Source organism: Caballeronia temeraria, from assembly GCF_001544795.2.
Classification (GTDB): Bacteria; Pseudomonadota; Gammaproteobacteria; order Burkholderiales; family Burkholderiaceae; genus Caballeronia; species Caballeronia temeraria.
In genome coordinates this window covers 67,003-84,180 of sequence record NZ_FCOI02000004.1, presented here as the reverse complement: position 1 = coordinate 84,180, position 17,178 = coordinate 67,003, and the positions used below count along the sequence as shown (strand labels likewise).

General features: G+C 62.8%; 12 protein-coding genes. 8 read left to right on the top strand and 4 right to left on the bottom strand.

Annotation, left to right across the window (positions count from 1 at the left end):
• The first annotated feature begins 54 nt into the window (after positions 1–54).
• The 4 genes from AWB76_RS07515 (at position 55) to AWB76_RS07500 (ending at position 4,715) form a co-directional block, all read left to right on the top strand.
• Entirely contained in the window at positions 55–930 is an 876-nt protein-coding gene (locus tag AWB76_RS07515; protein ID WP_061159513.1) for a branched-chain amino acid ABC transporter permease, read from the top strand.
• A gap of 2 nt (positions 931–932) precedes the next feature.
• Positions 933–1,859, top strand: a complete 927-nt coding sequence (locus tag AWB76_RS07510; protein ID WP_061159512.1) for a branched-chain amino acid ABC transporter permease — start codon at positions 933–935, stop codon at positions 1,857–1,859.
• Positions 1,856–3,370, top strand: coding sequence for an ATP-binding cassette domain-containing protein (locus tag AWB76_RS07505; RefSeq protein ID WP_061159511.1), 1,515 nt, complete (start codon positions 1,856–1,858; stop codon positions 3,368–3,370). Before AWB76_RS07510 ends, AWB76_RS07505 begins: the two co-directional genes overlap by 4 nt.
• 208 nt (positions 3,371–3,578) lie before the next feature.
• Complete coding sequence (locus tag AWB76_RS07500; RefSeq protein ID WP_061159510.1) at positions 3,579–4,715, top strand: porin; 1,137 nt, start codon at positions 3,579–3,581, stop codon at positions 4,713–4,715.
• Positions 4,716–4,722: 7 nt separating this feature from the next.
• Here the strand turns inward: AWB76_RS07500 and AWB76_RS07495 are convergent, their stop codons facing one another.
• Together AWB76_RS07495 and AWB76_RS07490 are read right to left on the bottom strand one after the other, a co-directional pair.
• Positions 4,723–5,751: an aldose epimerase family protein gene (locus AWB76_RS07495; protein ID WP_061159824.1), complete on the bottom strand. Its 1,029-nt coding sequence runs from the start codon at positions 5,749–5,751 to the stop codon at positions 4,723–4,725.
• Positions 5,752–5,764: 13 nt separating this feature from the next.
• Complete coding sequence (locus AWB76_RS07490) at positions 5,765–6,439, bottom strand: HAD family hydrolase (RefSeq protein WP_061159509.1); 675 nt, start codon at positions 6,437–6,439, stop codon at positions 5,765–5,767.
• Positions 6,440–6,616: 177 nt separating this feature from the next.
• Here AWB76_RS07490 and AWB76_RS07485 point away from each other — a divergent pair, with 177 nt between their 5' ends.
• Both AWB76_RS07485 and AWB76_RS07480 read left to right on the top strand, forming a co-directional pair.
• Positions 6,617–7,735: a 3-deoxy-7-phosphoheptulonate synthase gene (locus AWB76_RS07485; RefSeq protein ID WP_061159823.1), complete on the top strand. Its 1,119-nt coding sequence runs from the start codon at positions 6,617–6,619 to the stop codon at positions 7,733–7,735.
• Between the two features lie 132 nt (positions 7,736–7,867).
• A complete protein-coding gene (locus AWB76_RS07480) occupies positions 7,868–8,449 on the top strand; it encodes an EAL domain-containing protein (protein WP_061159508.1) in 582 nt (193 codons plus the stop codon).
• Here the strand turns inward: AWB76_RS07480 and AWB76_RS07475 are convergent.
• On the bottom strand, positions 8,446–13,326 hold the full coding sequence (locus AWB76_RS07475) for a response regulator (RefSeq protein ID WP_061159507.1): 4,881 nt from the start codon (positions 13,324–13,326) through the stop codon (positions 8,446–8,448). The genes AWB76_RS07480 and AWB76_RS07475 overlap by 4 nt on opposite strands.
• Before the next feature lie 295 nt (positions 13,327–13,621).
• Between AWB76_RS07475 and AWB76_RS07470 the strand changes: the two genes are divergently transcribed.
• Both AWB76_RS07470 and AWB76_RS07465 read left to right on the top strand, forming a co-directional pair.
• Positions 13,622–13,876 (top strand): DUF6723 family protein, encoded by a 255-nt coding sequence (locus AWB76_RS07470; RefSeq protein WP_061159506.1) that lies wholly within the window; start codon positions 13,622–13,624, stop codon positions 13,874–13,876.
• Between the two features lie 267 nt (positions 13,877–14,143).
• Positions 14,144–15,547 (top strand): MFS transporter, encoded by a 1,404-nt coding sequence (locus AWB76_RS07465; protein ID WP_061159505.1) that lies wholly within the window; start codon positions 14,144–14,146, stop codon positions 15,545–15,547.
• A gap of 672 nt (positions 15,548–16,219) precedes the next feature.
• Here the strand turns inward: AWB76_RS07465 and AWB76_RS07460 are convergent.
• Complete coding sequence (locus tag AWB76_RS07460) at positions 16,220–17,173, bottom strand: ABC transporter permease (RefSeq protein ID WP_061159822.1); 954 nt, start codon at positions 17,171–17,173, stop codon at positions 16,220–16,222.
• Between the last annotated feature and the right edge of the window lie 5 nt (positions 17,174–17,178).

The following is a 17,178-nucleotide window of genomic DNA, read 5'->3' as shown; positions in this document are numbered from 1 at the left end:
TGTTGCGGGGACCGGTTCCAGTTCGCATCGACATGCAAGACATAAAGGGCCGCTATGTTGCCACTGCAAATTCTCATTGATGGCTTCGCGATCAGCTCGCTCTATGCGCTCGGCGCGATCGGCTTCACGCTGATCTTCGGCGTCTCCGGCGTGCTCAATCTCGCGCACGGCGGCGTGATGCTGATATCCGCGCTGCTCGGCTGGGCGCTCGCGGGCGAAGCCGGATTGGGCACGTATCTCGGCACGCCGCTCGGCGTGATCTGCGGAATGGTCGCCGCGTATGTCACCTATTTCATGGTGGTGCGGCCCATTCAGCGTTCCACGGCGATTCCGCGTGAAGAGAAGGAGATCTTCGTGCTGACGGGCACGTTGCTCTGGGGCATCATGATCCAGCAGGGTATGGCGTATCTCTTCTCCGATAACCCCATCACGATGCGTCCGCTGATTCCCGGCGTCGCGAGCATCGCGGGCGTGCGCGTGCCGTACAACGAGATCATGATCGCGGCCGTGTGCTGGGTCGTGATCGGCTTGTTGTGGCTCTTCGTGAATCGCACGAAAGCGGGCAAGGCGCTGCTGGCTGCATCGATGAATCCGCGCGGTCTCACGCTGCTCGGCTTCGAGCTGTCGAATATCTATCTGCTCGCGTGGACCATCTACGGCGTGCTCGCGGGCATCGCGGGCGTGCTGCTCGCATCGTTTCTCGGCGTGAGCACGAACAACACCGGTCAACTCACGGCGAGCGCGTTTTCCATCGTCGTGCTGGGCGGTTTGGGCAGCGTATCGGGCTCGCTGATGGCCGCGTATGTCGTGGGTTATCTGGAGACCATCACCGCGTATCTCATCGCGCCGACTCTGCGGCCGCTGCCCGCGTTGCTGCTGCTCGTGCTCGTCGTGTATGTGCGGCCGCAAGGCTTTCTCGGACGGCGCTGATCATGAAAGATATCGTTCGTTCGCGACTCGTCTGGTCCGCGGTCCTGCTCGCGATCGTCGCCGCGACGCTGCCGTGGTGGCTCACCGGCTATATCCTCGGCGTGCTCACCGTCGCGTATTACTTCGGCGTCTTCGCGATGTCGTGGGACTTGCTGTTCGGCTTCGCGGGTGAAGTCAATTTCGGGCCGACGTTTTTAATCGGCCTCGGCGCCTATTCCGCCGCGATACTGAACGCGCACGCCGCCGCGCCGATACCGGTATGCGTGATGGCCGGCGGCCTCGTCGCGCTCGTGGGCGGCCTGCTGCTCGCGGTGCCCGCGCTGCGATTGCGCGGGCCGTACTTCGGCCTCGTCACGTTGGTCGCGGTCTTGCTGTTGCAGAACGCGATCGTGATTTTCGCGGGCATCACCGGCGGCGAAATCGGCATGATGGTGCCCGATGTGCTGTCCGTCGACGCAAGCAACAACTACTGGATTGCGCTCGCGTTCCTGATCGTCTGCGCAATCATCCTGTTCGGTCTGTCGCGCTCGGCGATCGGTCTCATCTTGCAGGCGAGCGGGCAGGATACCGTCGGCGCACAGGCGCTCGGCTTCAACGTCGTGAAGCACAAGCTCGCGGCGTTCTGCATCAGCGCGGTGTTTTCCGGCGTCGCGGGCGCGATGCTCGTGTTCTATCAGGGCACGGCGTCGGTGAGCACGGTGGTCGATATCGGCATCGGCGTGCAGATCATCATCGCGGCGGTGCTCGGCGGACGGCGCACGATACTCGGCGCGGTGCTCGGCTCGATCTTTTTGATCGTCGCGGGCGAGTTCCTGCGTCCGCTCGGGCAGATCAACACATTCGTGGTCGCGGCTGTCGCGCTCGCGGTCATTCTGTTCTTTCCCGATGGATTGCTCGGCAACATCCTGCGTGTGAGGGAGCGCGAATGAGCGATATGCCACTACTCTGCGTGCGCGGTCTCACCAAGCGCTTCGGCGGTCTCGTCGCGGTGAAGGACATCGGCTTCGATATCAAGCCAGGCGAAATACTCGGCCTCATCGGTCCCAACGGTTCCGGCAAGTCGACGGTGATGAAGCTCATCATGGGCATCGAGCGGCCCAATGCGGGATCGATCAGAGTCGATGGCGTCGAGATGGCCGGCTGGCTGCCGCATCGGATCGCGCGCGCGGGCGTGGGCATCGTGTTTCAGCATTCGCGGCCGCTGCATCGGCAGACGGTGCTCGAACATATCAAGCTCGCGCTGCTGCCCGATTCGCTCGTGAAGCTCGCCGCCGATCCGCACGTGAATCGCCGCGCGCGCGAGATCGCGGAGCGCGTGGGCCTCGCTCGCGTGATGCATCGTCATCCGGCGACGCTGCCGTTCGCCGATCTGCGTCGCATGGAAATGGCGAAGGCGATCGCGCGCGATCCGCGCGTCGTGCTCGTCGACGAGCCTTTCGCGGGTCTCACCGCAGCCGAATCGGAAACGTTCTCCGAACTGATTCGCGGCTTTCGCGCGGAAGGGCGTGCGGTGCTGCTCGTCGATCACAACGTGAAGAGTCTCGCGGCGCTCGCGGATCGCGTGCTCGCGATGTATCTCGGCGAGTACGTCGCGGAAGGCACGGCCGAAGAAGTGATGCAGAACGAGACCGTGCGACGCGTCTATCTCGGCGGCAAGATCGAAGCACGCGAGCGCGGCGCGGAAGTCGTGAGCAACAAGTCATCGATTCTTCAGGTCGAGAATGTCGGCGTGCTGTACGGCAAGGCGCGCGCGCTCGACAGCGTGAGCATGCACGTGCGCGAAGGCGAATTCGTTTCGGTGGTCGGATTGAACGGCGCGGGCAAGACGACGCTCTTCAATGCGATCTCGGGACTCGTGCCTTATGAGGGAGCCATTCGATACGGAACGCAGGATCTGAAGGGCATGAGCGGCGCGGCGATCGCGCGGGGCGGCATCGTGCAGTGTCCCGAGACACGCGAGCTATTCGGCGACATGACCGTGCGCGAGAACCTCGATCTCGGCGGCTATCATCTGTCCGACAAGAAGCGAGCCGATCAACTCAAGTGGCTCTTCGAACTCTTTCCGATACTCGAATCGCGTCAGGCGCAAACCGCGCGCACGCTCTCGGGCGGCGAACAGCAGATGCTCGCGATTGCACGCGCCCTGATGATGCAGCCGAAGCTGCTCATTCTCGATGAGCCGACGCTCGGCCTCGCGCCGGTGATTCTGGAGCAGTTATCGAAGGCGATGGAACTCATGCAAAAGACTACGCCGATCACCGTGCTGCTCGGCGAGCAGAACGTCACGTTTGCGCTGCCGCATGCGGATAGAGTGTATGTGCTCGAGCATGCGCGCATCGTGTGGGAAGGAAGTCCATCTCGTTTCGAGAAAGAGATGGGACGAGGCTTTCTCGAAGCGGTGCCGTCCGAGGCTGTGCAAATTGCGCAAGCGAAAGTATGAAGCTTAACGCTCGCAACTAAACAATCACGCCCTGTTGCATAAAACACCACACGTATTGCACCGGATCGGCAATACGACATTTGATGTGTTAAAAAGCCGCGTGCTTTCATGCGTCGCGCCGAATCTGTTTTTTTAAAGACAGTTATCTGAAAGGCGACGCATAAGAGTTCATTAAAAATCGCTAATAAATATACGCTCCGAACACATCATGAAGACATTCACATCGCGTGCCATCGCGGGCATCGGCGCATCGGTCATCGCGCTCGCGTGTCAATCCGCATTCGCGCAAAGCTCGGTCACGCTCTATGGCGTCGCCGACGTCAGCGTGCGCTATCTCACGAACGCCAACGCGAATAACGACGGCAAGCTGTTCATGACGAACGGCGCCATTACGAATAGCCGTATCGGCTTCAAGGGCGTGGAAGATCTCGGCGGCGGCCTGAAGGCGATCTTTCAATTGGAAAGCGGCGTCGAACTCGAAAACGGCCAATACTCGGACAGCGCTCGCGCATTCAATCGCGCGGCATTCGTCGGGCTGTCGAATCAATATGGCACCGTGACGCTCGGCCGTCAAAAGACGCCGCTGTTCGACATGCTCGGCGACACGTACGATCCGCTCACCGTCGGCAATTACTTCGAAAATGCGTGGCTGCCGGTTGCACTGGGCGCGGGTCTCTATGCGGATAACGCCGTCAAGTACAACGGCACGTTCGCGGGCCTGACCATCGGCGCGATGTACTCGTTCGGCACGAACTATACGTCGACGGGCGCAGGCGGCTTCTCGGGTCAGGTGCCGGGCCACATGGGCGCGGGCAACATGTATGGCTTCACGGCGTCGTATGCAATGGGGCCGTTGTCCATCGGCGGCGGCTATCAGCAGAACAGCGACAACTCCGCGAACAAGCAGAAGATCTGGAACGCGAACGCGGTTTATGCGATCGGCGCGGCGAAACTCTATGTCGGCTATCTGCATTCGACCGATGACACCGGCTTCGTCGACAGCATCCTGCAACAGCGCGGCCTCGTGTCGGGCACGGATATCCTGAAGGGCTCGGGACGTCGCGACGATGGTCCGTTCGCGGGCATCACGTATCAGGTCACGCCGGCGCTGCTGCTCACGGGCGCGTTCTACTACGACCATATGAAGAACGCAGCCATCGGCGGCGGCGCGACGGGCAGCGGCAATCGCTATACGGGCGTCGCGGTGGCGGAGTACGCACTGTCGAAGCGCACCGAAGTCTACGGCACCGTCGACTTCAACAAGGTGACGGGCGCGGCGGATGTCGAACTGCCGGGCCGCTCGAATCAGACCGGCGTGTCGATCGGTTTGCGCAACATCTTCTGATGACGCGTCAGCGCACGCGCAACGTATAGCGCGTGCGCTGACGATATAAGTCACCGGGACGCAGGACGGCGCGCTCGCTGTGTTCCATGTTGATCTCGTCCGGGAAGCCGCCCGCTTCGAGACACAGTCCCGCATGTTTGCGATAACGCGATCCGCCGCGCGCAGGCACGTCTTCCAGATAATTCCCCGAGTAGAACTGCAGGCCGCGTGCATCGGTCGCGACGCTCAGTTCGCGTCCGCTCGATGGATCGAACAGCACGGCGACTGTGCGCGTTTCATTCGCGTCGTCGTTCAGCACGTAGCAGTGATCGAAGCCGCCCGCGAGCGTGAACTGCGGATGAGAGGCATCGAGGCGCGCACCGATCGATGCAGCCTCGCGCAGATCGAACACGCTGTCCTTCACGCTTTCGCGCGCAATGGGAATCGACGTGGCATCGATCGCAAAGAACGTATCCGATGCAATCGATATCTCGTGATCGCGAATGCTCGCTTGATCGCCCAGATTGAAATACGCGTGATTGGTCAGATTGATGGGCGTCGGCGCATCGGTGCGGGCTTCGTAATCGATCGATAACGTGCCTTCATCATCGAGTGCATAGCGCACGGTCACATCGACGTGACCGGGAAAGCCCGCCGCGCCCGCGGGCGAATGCATTGTCATGACGAGCGCGCCATTGGCCGGCTCTGCGCGCCACATCTGCCGATGAAAACCCGCCGAGCCGCCGTGCAGATGATTCGCGCCTTCGTTGCGCTCGACCTGATGCGCGAGGCCATCGAGCACGAAACGCGCATCGCGGATGCGATTGGCCCAGCGTCCGATGATCGCGCCCATGAACGCGCTGCCGTACAGATATTCGGCAGGCGTGTCGTGGCCGAGCAAAACATTGGCGAAATGTCCGTCACGATCGGGCGCGAACCATGAAACGAGCGTCGCGCCGATATCGCTGATATCGATGCGCATGCCCGATGCATTGCGCAACGTGTAGAGATTCGCATCGCCCCAGGGGCGAACGTCGATGGAAGAAGAGGTCGTCATGCGCGCGATCATCTCATGGCCGCGCCGCGACTTCATCGAGATGCAGCAACAAATCTGCCGGATCTTCATACACGCGTAATGCGCCGGAGCGCTCCAGTTCATCGCTGCCATAACCGCCCGACAGCAAGCCGACGCCGAGCGAGCGGCAACGGCGCGCGGCCAGCATGTCCCAGATACTGTCGCCGACAACAACCGTATGTTCGATCGGCACGTTCAGACGCGCGGCGGCGGCGAGGAACAGATCGGGATCGGGCTTCGCGTACTTCACCATGTCGCGCGTGATGACCACTTGCGTCGAAGGATCGACGCCCAAAGCTTCGAGATTGACTTGCGCGGTTTCCATGCGTCCGCTCGTCGCGATGGCCCAGCGCGTGCCCGCTCGCGTCAACGCTTCGAGCAACTCGCGCGCGCCCGGCAGCGGACACACTTGCGCGCGCAGCCGTTTGTACGCCTCCGCATGCAACTGCCGCAGCCGCTCGACGCGATCGGCGCTAATCTCGCCGTGCGTCTCGCGCAATAACTGATTGGTGAAGAGTCCGCCGCTCATGCCGATCTTGCGGTGAATGCGCCACACGGACAACTCGATGCCTTCCGCATCGAGCGCTTCCTTCCACGCGAGCACGTGCTGATAGACGCTGTCGACCAGCGTGCCGTCCAGGTCGAACAGGAATGACGTTTCGATGCGCATGGTCTGCTCCCTTTGATGGATTCCGGGTGTGCCGTATCGACTTCATCATACGCAGGATCGGGCAAGCGGGCTGCTTCAGGTGCGATAATGAATGTTTGCGCCGCGAACCCATTCCATCGCGGAAACGACGCATAAAGTCCCTGAATTTTGCATCTTTTACGCATGACGGAGCTTATCTTGACCCGCATCGACAATCCCTCCCGCGATCAGGAGGCCGGCGTGGCCGATTCCACGCAAGATACGACCCGCATCGACGATACGCGCATCGGTGCGGTGCGTCCGCTGATCTCGCCGGCGTTGCTGCTCGACGAACTGCCGGTCACGCCCGGCGTGCAGACGCTTGTCGAAGAAAGCCGCGCGGCCATCGCGAACATTCTGCATGGGCGCGATGACCGTCTCGTCGTGGTCGTCGGTCCGTGCTCTATTCACGATCACGATCAGGCGATGGAATACGCGCAGCGTCTCAAGAAAGTCGCGCATGCGTTGCGCGACGATCTCTTCATCGTGATGCGCGTGTACTTCGAAAAGCCGCGCACGACGGTCGGCTGGAAAGGCTATATCAACGATCCGCGGCTCGACGGCAGCTTCCGCATCAACGAGGGCCTGCGCCGCGCGCGCGAACTGCTTCTCGACATCAGCGGCCTCGGCCTGCCGACCGCAACCGAGTTTCTCGATCTTCTGAGCCCGCAATACATCGCCGATCTGATCGCGTGGGGCGCAATCGGCGCGCGCACGACGGAGAGCCAGAGTCATCGACAGCTTGCATCGGGTCTGTCGTGCCCGATCGGCTTCAAGAACGGCACCGATGGCGGCGTGCAGGTCGCGGCCGATGCGATCGTTGCCGCGCGCGCGAGCCACGCCTTCATGGGCATGACGAAGATGGGCATGGCCGCGATCTTCGAAACGCGCGGCAACGACGACTGCCACGTCATTCTGCGCGGCGGCAAGAAAGGGCCGAACTACGACGCGCAAAGCGTCGCGGCTGCGTGCGGCGCGCTCGCCAAGCTCGGCCAGCGCGAACAGGTGATGATCGACTGCTCGCACGCCAACTCGAACAAGTCGCATCTGCGTCAGGTGGATGTCGCGCAGGACATCGCGCGGCAACTCGAAGCGGGCGAGCGGCGCATTACCGGCGTGATGATCGAGAGTCATCTGGAAGAAGGGCGGCAGGATCAGAAGCCGGGCGTGCCGCTCAAACATGGCGTGTCGATCACCGATGCCTGCCTCGGCTGGACGCAAAGCGAGCCGGTGCTCGAACTGCTTGCGCAAGCCGTGAGAAAGCGCCGCGCGGGCTGATTCCATCGGTTCAGAAAGAGGGACATGGGCGAAGCACCAATGCAGTGCAACGCTTCACAAAAGCTTCATTCAAGTTCGCGCGGGGCGGGCCGTTAGTTTTGTCGATAACCCGTTCGAGTGAATAAAAGGCCCATGTCCCTTTGCCTCCGCGTCGCCGAGACGCGTCCCCGCAGTATCCGGCAACTCATCGAATCGAATGCGTTGACGGCGGTGTTTCAGCCGATCGTGCGCTTCGCGGACGGCGAGATCATCGGCTATGAAGGTCTGATTCGCGGACCGGCGGGCACCGCGCTGGAAGCGCCGGCCGCGCTCTTCGAGCAAGCCGCGTGCGAACAGCAAGGCATCGCGCTCGAGCAGGCGGCGGCGCGCACGTGCATCGCGGCGTTCGCGCGGCTCGCGCGCATGGGGCTGCTCTTCATCAACTTCAGCGCGGCCGCGATCGAATCGGGCATCGCGCAGGGCGAGACGCCGGGCGATCTCGCGCGCGAAGCCGGACTCGATGTGCAACGGCTCGTCGTCGAGCTGACGGAGCAGAGCGTGATCGTGGATGCCGACCGCTTCGGCGCAAGCGTGCGCGCACTGCGTGCATCTGGCCTGCAATTCGCACTCGATGACGTGAGCACGGTCGCGGCCGTGGCGAAGCGCTGGGCAAAGGAGCACGCGAGCGGCTTCGCGGTGCTCGATCTGGCGGAATTCGATCCGGGGGTGATCTAACTTTGCCTGGATGCCGCCGCATTCAACGCATTGATCAACGCGAGCGGATCGAACGGCTTGCGCAACTGAATCGACTTCGGCAGCGCGCGCCGCTCTTCCTCGCCGAGCGCGAGATCGTAGCCCGTCACGAACACGACGCCGAGTTCCGGCGTCTTGCGGCAGGCCGCCATCGCCAGTTCCACGCCCGACTGCCCGGCAAGATCGACATCCGTCAGCAGCAGCTCGAAACGATGCTCGCGCAATAACGACAGCGCCTCATCGACGCTGGCAGCTTCCATCAGATCCAGCCCGAACGTGCGCAGCAATTCGGCCGTGCTCGTGCGCACGAGCTCGTTGTCTTCGACGAACAACACGCGCATATGCGACAGCGCATCGTCCTGTGCGATGCTCGGCACGCTGGCTTCGACCTTCGCCGCGACGGGCGCCGGCGGCTGCACGCGTTGTCCCAGCACGAGCCGTACCTTGCGCGCCAATGCTTCGTGCGTATAAGGCTTGCTCAAGAGATCGATGCCTTCGTCGAGCCGTCCCGCATGCACGATCGCGTTGTCCGTATAACCCGATGTGAACAGCACCGCGATACCCGGCACGCGATCGCGCGCCTTGCGCGCCATCTCGGTGCTGCGCAGCGGGCCGGGCATCACGACATCGGTGAAGAGCAGATCGATCGGCACGCCGCTTTCCACGATCGCAAGCGCGCTCTGTGCATCCTTCGCCCGCAGCACGCGATAGCCGAGATCCGCGAGCAGTTCGACGACAGTCGCGCGCACTTCTTCATCGTCCTCGACGACGAGAATGGTCTCGCTGCCACCTTTCGCCGGGCCCGCGTCGATGGTCGTTTCGATATCCTCTTCCTGACGCGCGCGCGGCAGATAGATGCGCACTGTCGTGCCGTGTCCCTGCTCGCTGTACACCTTCACGTGGCCGCCGGATTGCTTGACGAAGCCGTACACCATCGACAGCCCGAGGCCCGTGCCCTGACCCTCGCGCTTAGTCGTGAAGAACGGCTCGAACGCGCGTTCCTGCACCTCGGGCGACATGCCCGCGCCCGTGTCCGTCACGGCGACCATCACGTACTGGCCGGGCGAGACATCGGCGTTGCGCATCGCGTAGGTTTCGTCGAGCGATGCATTGCCCGCTTCGATCGTGAGCTTGCCGTGACCGCTCATTGCGTCGCGTGCGTTGATCGCAAGATTGAGCAGCGCGTTCTCCACCTGGAATGGATCGACGAGCGTATTCCACAATCCACCTGATACGATGGTTTCGATCTCGATGCCGTCGCCGAGCGCGCGCCGGAACATGTCGTCGAGGCCACGCACGAAGCGGCCCAGATTCACGACCTTCGGCGCGAGCGGCTGGCGTCTGCCGAAGGCGAGCAGTTGCGACGCGAGATTCGCCCCGCGCGAAACGCCCGCGAGCGCGCTCCTCACGCGCTGCTCGGGTTTGTCGTGTCCGGCGACGTCCTTCGCGAGCAACTGCAGATTGCCGCCGATTACCTGCAGCAGATTGTTGAAGTCGTGCGCGACGCCGCCCGTCAGCTTGCCGATGGCTTCCATCTTCTGCGCCATGCGCAGCGCTTCTTCGGCATGACGCAACGCATTGGCGGTCTCGCGATCCGCTGTGACGTCGCGGCCCACGCCGTGAATGCGCCGCGTGCGCGGATCGAGCGATACGGTCCATGCGATCGAGCGCCATCCGCCGTCCGAGCGGTTCAGGCGGCATTCGTAGCGCACCGGCACGCCGTTCGCGCGCAGCTTGCCGAGTTCCGCGGCGGCGGTGCGCGCATCGTCGGGATGGACGAGGTCCATCACCGTATGCGAATGCAGGCGCTGCGAATCGAAGCCGAGCACCGTCGTCCAGGAAGGACTCACGCGCAGCAGCGCGCCCTCGAAGCTCGCGACGTAGAACAGGTCTTCACTCAGTTCCCACAAACGATCACGGTCCGCGACGGCATCGGCGACGCGACGCTCGAGCGTCTCATTCAGATCGCGCAGCGCGTCCTGTGCCTTGGTGCGCTCGGCGATCTCGTCCTGCGCGGCCTGAAAAAGACGCGCATTGTCGATCGCGATCGCCGCCTGCGCCGCAATGCCCGTCAGAATGCGCTCCGAGCGCTCCGTGAAAATGCCCGGCTCGGGATGCCCGAAGAACAGCCCGCCGAGCACTTCGCCCGTGCGCGAGAGGACCGGCGCGGCAAGATAGCTGCACACGGCGAGATGCCCCTTCGGCATGCCGTGATGCGGCGCGTTGTGACCGTAGCGCGGATCTTTCGTGATGTCGTCCGAACGCACGATGCCTTCGCCCGCGAACGTCGGACCGAAGACCGCGGTGTTGCGCGGCATCGGGAATTGCGAGAAGGTGTCCTTCGGCACGCCCGATAGCGTGTAGAGCGTGTAGCTGCCGCCCTTCTCGTCGAGCACGTTGTAGAAGAACGCGCCGAAGGCGGCGCCCGTCAGCTCGGTTGCGGCATCGACGACGACCTGTACCGCGCGGCTCAGATCGAGCTCGCCCGCGACCGCCGTGCCCACTCGATTCAGAATCTCCAGCGTGCGCGATTCGTCGCGCAGCTTTTGCTCCGTCGCATTGCGCAACTGCGCGAGCCGCAGATTGCTCGCCACGCGCGCGAGCAGTTCGCGCGCGGAGAAAGGCTTGGTCAGATAATCGTCCGCGCCCGCTTCGAGGCCGTCGACGCGCGCTTCTTCGCCGGCGCGCGCCGAGAGCATTACGACCGGCGTCTTGCGCAGCACGTCGTCTTCGCGCAGCGCGCGCACGAGCGCGAAGCCGTCGAGGCGCGGCATCATCACATCGGAGACGATCACGTCCGGATGCACCGCGCGCGCGATCGCAAGCGCGTCTTCGCCATCGGCGGCGACGCTCACGTCATGGCCCGCCGCGATCAGCATGCGGCGCATGTAGTCGCGCAGATCGGCGTTGTCGTCGACGACGAGCACACGGCCCGGCCGCGCATCGGCGAGCATCGGTTCGTCGGTCGCGCCCACGGCGAGCGGCGTGTCCTCTTCGCTGTCGACGACGGACGGCGCATCGGTGTCCGGCATCCAGCGCATGGCGGCATCGACGTACGAGCGCGCACGCACGCTCGCTTCGGCGTGCGGCGCGGTTTGCACGTCCGATGCGGCTTCGTGCGGCGCGGGCAGCGTGACGGTGAAGCACGCGCCTTCGCCGAGCGTGCTTTGCACGTGGATCATGCCGCCGTGCAGCTTGACGAGTTCGTGCACCATCGCGAGGCCGATACCGCTGCCTTCCACCGAACGGCCTGCCGCGCCCGTCACGCGATGAAAGCGCTCGAACACGCGCGTCAATTGATCTTCCGGAATGCCGATGCCGCTGTCGCGCACGCTCATTTCGATGCTGCGATCGGCGTTCGCATGCAGCGAAATCCGGATGGCGCCGTCGAACGTGAACTTGAACGCGTTCGATAGCAGGTTCATCACGATCTTTTCCCACATGTCGCGGTCGATGTCCGCGATCACCGGCGTCGACGCAATGTCGATGTCGAGGCGCAGCCCGGCCGTCTCGATCGCCGAGCGAAACAGCGACGCGAGTTCGGCGGTGAACACGGCGATATCGGTCGGCTGTCGATGAATCTCGATGCGCCCGGCCTCGATGCGCGAGAAGTCGAGCAGCGCGTTGACGAGCTTCAGAAGCCGCAGCCCGTTGCGATGCATGATCTCGACGAGCCGCATATCCTCGCTGCCGATGCGCGCCGGACTCGCGAGCAACTCTTCGAGCGGTCCGAGCATCAGCGTGAGCGGCGTCCTGAATTCGTGGCTGATGTTGGAGAAGAACGTGGTCTTCGCGCGGTCGATTTCGGCGAGCGCCTCGGCGCGGCGGCGCTCTTCCTCGTAGGCGTGGGCGGAACCGATCGCCGCGCCGATCTGGCCTGCGACCAGATTCATGAACGAGCGGTAGCCGTCGTCGAACAGGCGATACGGATTGAGCGCCGCGATCAGCACGCCCGCGCGTCCCGTTTCGCCCGAAGGCGCGATGGGCACGAGCACCGCGTTCGATGGCGCGATATTCCACGCGCCGGTGGGCAGCGGCGCGGCGAAGCGGCGCTCAAGATGCATCACCACGCGCGACTGATTGTCGAGCAGCATGTCCTGGAAGGGCCACGGGCCTTCATCCGCGGCATGCAGGAGTGGGGGCGCGGCGGCGTGGCCCGGCTCGATGCCGCACGCGCCGGCGAGCGTCATGCAATCGCCGCCTGGTTCGGTCGTGTAAAGCAGCGCGAAGGGCATGTCGCGCGATGCGCCCGCGAGCGCGTTCATCGACAGCTCGCACGCGTCGCGCCACGAGCGCGCATCGGCCGCGGACGCCGCCAGTTCGCGCAGTACGTTGAGCTGACGCTCGCCGAGTACGCGCTGCGTGTCGTCGCTGTTCGCGCAGATGATTCCGCCCGCGCCGCCGCGATCATCGGGAATCGGGCTGTAGGAGAATGTGTAGTACGTTTCCTCCGGAAAGCCATTGCGCTCCATGATGAGCAGTTTCTGTTCGACGAACGTGCCTTCTACGCCCGCGAGCGCCGTGTCGAGCAGCGGGCCGATATCGCTCCAGATTTCGCGCCATACGACTGAAGTAGGCTGGCCGAGCGCATGCGGATGCTTGCCGCCGATGATCGACTTGTACGCGTCGTTGTAGAAGAAGAGCAGGTCGGGGCCCCAGCCGACCCAGATCGGCTGCCGCGAGGTCAGCATGATGCGGATAGCCGTCTTGAGGCTTTGCGGCCAGTGCTCGGGCGAGCCGAGCACGGTCTGCGTCCAGTCGAACCCGCGGATAAGCGCGCCCATTTCGCCGCCGCCCAGGAGGAAGGTCGGGTCGAGCCCGTTCACTCTCGTATCCGCGATGAGATTGTCAGGTTTCATCGACGGATGATCTCCTTGCCCGATCTCTCGATGGGGCGGCGCGGATTGGCTAGGGACGGAGCCGGTATCGGGATTTGAATCGTTCATATTTGGCGTGTTCGGACGCGAGGGCGAACGATTTCGGATTCTCGCACGGAACGTGCATCGATTTCTGCCGGCCTTTCTGTCTGAAGCCGCGCATGCAGCTCGCCGCCCGCGCGGCACGGCCTTTGCTAGATGTGTCGCTTAAAAATCGATAACAGGTACATGAGCTCTCGTGCGCCTGTATGACTCAAGCGAACCCATGTCCAGACCGATGCCGAAAGCCCCACCCACATCCGGCGCAGGCGCGCACGAAGACTTCGATGTCTACGCATCGTACGTGGTGAATGCGACGGGCATGCACATCGGCACGCTCAAAGTCGTGAGAAAGCGCGACAAGCGCGTGCTCTACCCGTTCGATGGCTGCGAGACCATTGGACCATTCGAATCGAGCGAGGATGCGCGTCGCGCTGCGGAAGCGCTCGGCCAGCGGATCGTCGCCGCGGATCTCTCCAATCCCGAACCCTGATGGTTGCCGTGCATTGTCTTATGACACGCTGAGCGGGTATGCCGCATGCGCGCCGATAGACGCACGCAGCAGGCTTCGCGGTAGAAAGCCCCGTGCATCGCAGGGCGGATCGGCAAGAATGGCCGGCGCTTCGGGGAAAACCCCAGCGATCTGATCGTCCTAGGACATGCGAGGCAAGCGGCGTGCGTCTGTATCTTGACCTCAAGGCGGTGCTGGCGCGCGAACGCGAACGCAGCACCGGGTCATCGACGCATCCGGAAGACGAATATGAGTTACGTGCAACCATCCACGAGACAGGGCCAACAGGCGGCGTCCGGTCAGACGCCGTCGTCCGCGTCGATCAGACGTGCGATGGCCGCCTCGGCCATCGGCAATGCGACCGAGTGGTTCGACTACGGCATCTACAGTTATGGCCTCACCTATATTTCAGCCGCGCTATTTCCCGGCAGCACCGCGCAGGCCACGTTGTTCGCGCTCGCCACGTTCGCCATTTCGTTTCTCGTGCGTCCGCTCGGCGGACTCTTCTGGGGACCGCTCGGCGACCGCCTCGGCCGCAAGCATGTGCTCGCGCTGACGATCATCATCATGTCGATGGCGACGTTGCTTGTCGGCGTGTTGCCGTCGTATGGGAGCATCGGCATATGGGCGCCTGTGGCGCTCGTTGCGTTGCGCATGATTCAGGGTTTTTCGACGGGCGGCGAGTATGGCGGCGCGGCGACCTTCATGGCCGAATACGCGCCCGATCACAAGCGCGGTTTCTGCGGCAGCTTCCTCGAATTCGGCACGCTGGCGGGCTTCTCGCTCGGCGCGTTCCTGATGCTGGGCTGCTCGGTTCTGCTCGGCAACGATGCGATGCATTCGTGGGGCTGGCGCCTGCCGTTTCTCGTCGCGGCGCCGCTTGGTTTGATCGGACTGTATCTGCGCTCGAAGATGGAAGATACGCCGGTGTTTCGCGAATGCGCCGAAGTGGCGGAGCGCGAGCATGACGCGGGCGTGCCGCTGCGCGAACTGTTCGCGAACTACTGGAAGCCGTTGCTGCTGCTGAGCGGCCTCGTGGTCGCGCTCAATGTGGTGAATTACGTGCTGCTCGCCTATATGCCGACGTTCATGAAGAAGGAACTGGGCATGAGCGACAACATGTCGTTGTTGCTGCCGCTCATCGGCATGTTGTCGATGATGGTGCTGCTGCCGTTTGCGGGTGCGCTTTCGGATCGCGTCGGCCGTAAGAAGGTGTGGTGGATCTCGCTTGTCGGCATCTTCGTTGCGGCCGTGCCGATGTTCACGCTGATGTCGCATGGCATTGCGGGTGCGCTCATTGGACTTGGCGTGCTGGGGCTGCTCTATGTGCCGCAGCTTGCGAGCATCTCGGCGATGTTTCCGGCGATGTTTCCTACGCAGGCGCGTTATGCGGGGATGGCGATCGCCTATAACCTGTCGACGTCGATCTTCGGAGGCACCGCGCCGATGGTCACCGATTGGCTCATCGGGCGGACAGGGAGCACGCTGGTGCCGGCTTATTACATGATGGGGGCTTGTGCGGTGGGTGCTGTTGCTTTGTTGTTCGTTACCGAGACTGTTGGGTGCTCGTTGCGTGGGCGGGGGATTCCTGGGATTAAGGAAGTGGCTCGGGATGTTACTCGTGAGAGGTTGCCGGAGCATCGGCATGCTTGATTTTTTTTGGGCTTGCGGTGTTTATGTGGAATCCTGAATTCATTTCGGTCTATTAGCACTGCCCCTGTGCGGGGCGGCAGTCACTTTCTTTGCTGCTGCAAAGAAAGTAACCAAAGAAAGCAGCTCGTTCAGGCCCGCGGTCACACGTAGTTTGGGTAGTACTCTCGTTCGAGATGGCACTCGCCTAAAGAGTGCCCTCGTAGGCCCAACCGGGCTTGGATCGCGCACGGTCTGTCACATCGCACCGCTTTACTTGCTGGTTCAGCACCACATTGCTCCAGCCCGCTTCGCGGCCGATGGGTCAATCTGGTCGGTGCGTGCTTCCTTGCTAACACTTCTATCTCACTGCACGTGCCGCTGGTTGGTTTCCCTTGTAGACCCGGCGGCAGCGCGGAGCGCTGTGCCGGAGCTGTTTCGTGCTGAACCAATGTGCTTAAGGGTTTCGGGTGGCGGACCGTGCGCGAGCCAAGCCGGGTGATTGTGATGAGGGCACTCTTTAGGCGAGTGCCACCGTGGACGAGAGAACTACCCAAATTGCGTGTGACCGCGGGCCTAACGAGCTGCTTTCTATGGTTACTTTCTTTGCAGCAGCAAAGAAAGTGACTGCCGCCCCGCACAGGGGCAGAGCCAATAGACCGATAACAAAGCAGGATTCCACAGAAGCGCATCAACTTAATGCGCCACGACAACGGCTTTCTTCCCCCTCAAAACCCGAGCCTGCAACACAATGACAAGCAACAAAAACAACCCACGAATCACCGACTGCCAGTAAGCCGAAAGCGAGATAAACCCGAGTCCGTTTTCGAAGTTAAGAAGGTTAAAAACGAGCCCAAGCAGAGCAACCCCTGCGATGGTCATCGCAATCGATCCATCACCACCGGTCAATCGCGTGCCCCCGAGCACAACGGCGGATATCGCGAACAGTTCCCAACCGACGCCTTCATTAGGCTGCCCCGCGCCGAACTGCGCGGCGAGAATCGCGCCGGCGATCCCGGCAAGCAAGCCGCTCACCGCATAGACCACAACGAGCGTGCGATCCACATTCAATCCCATCAAGCGAGAAGCTTCCTCACTTCCGCCGATGGCAAGCGCATGCCGCCCAAACCGCGAACTGCGCAGCGCGATCCACCCAAGCAACGCCGCCACCGCCGACACGATGCCAGGAATCGGCAACCCGAACAGATCGCCCTGTCCGAATGCAGCGAAGTTCGTATCCGACGAAATGCCCACCGCATCGTTATGCCCGAGCAAAAGCGCGAGACCATGCGCGCCGAGGCTCGTCGCAAGCGTGACGATAAACGGCAAGATGCGCATATGCGTGATGACGAGCCCGTTGAGCACGCCCACCGCGAGTCCCGCAAACGACCCGGCGAGCACGGCGGCCACACCGCCATGCGGACTCACGAGCGCAGACACGACACTCGCCAGCGCCGCAACCGCGCCCACGGAAAGATCGATGCCGCCCGTGATGATGACGAACGCCATGCCGATCGATATCAGCAAGAACATCGAGTTGTAACGCCAGAACGACGTGATGTTGTACGCATCGGCGAAATGCTCGTAACGCGTGACGCCGAGCACGAGCAACGCGGCAAGCGCGATCAGGATGGGCAGGTTCTTCTTCATGGTCG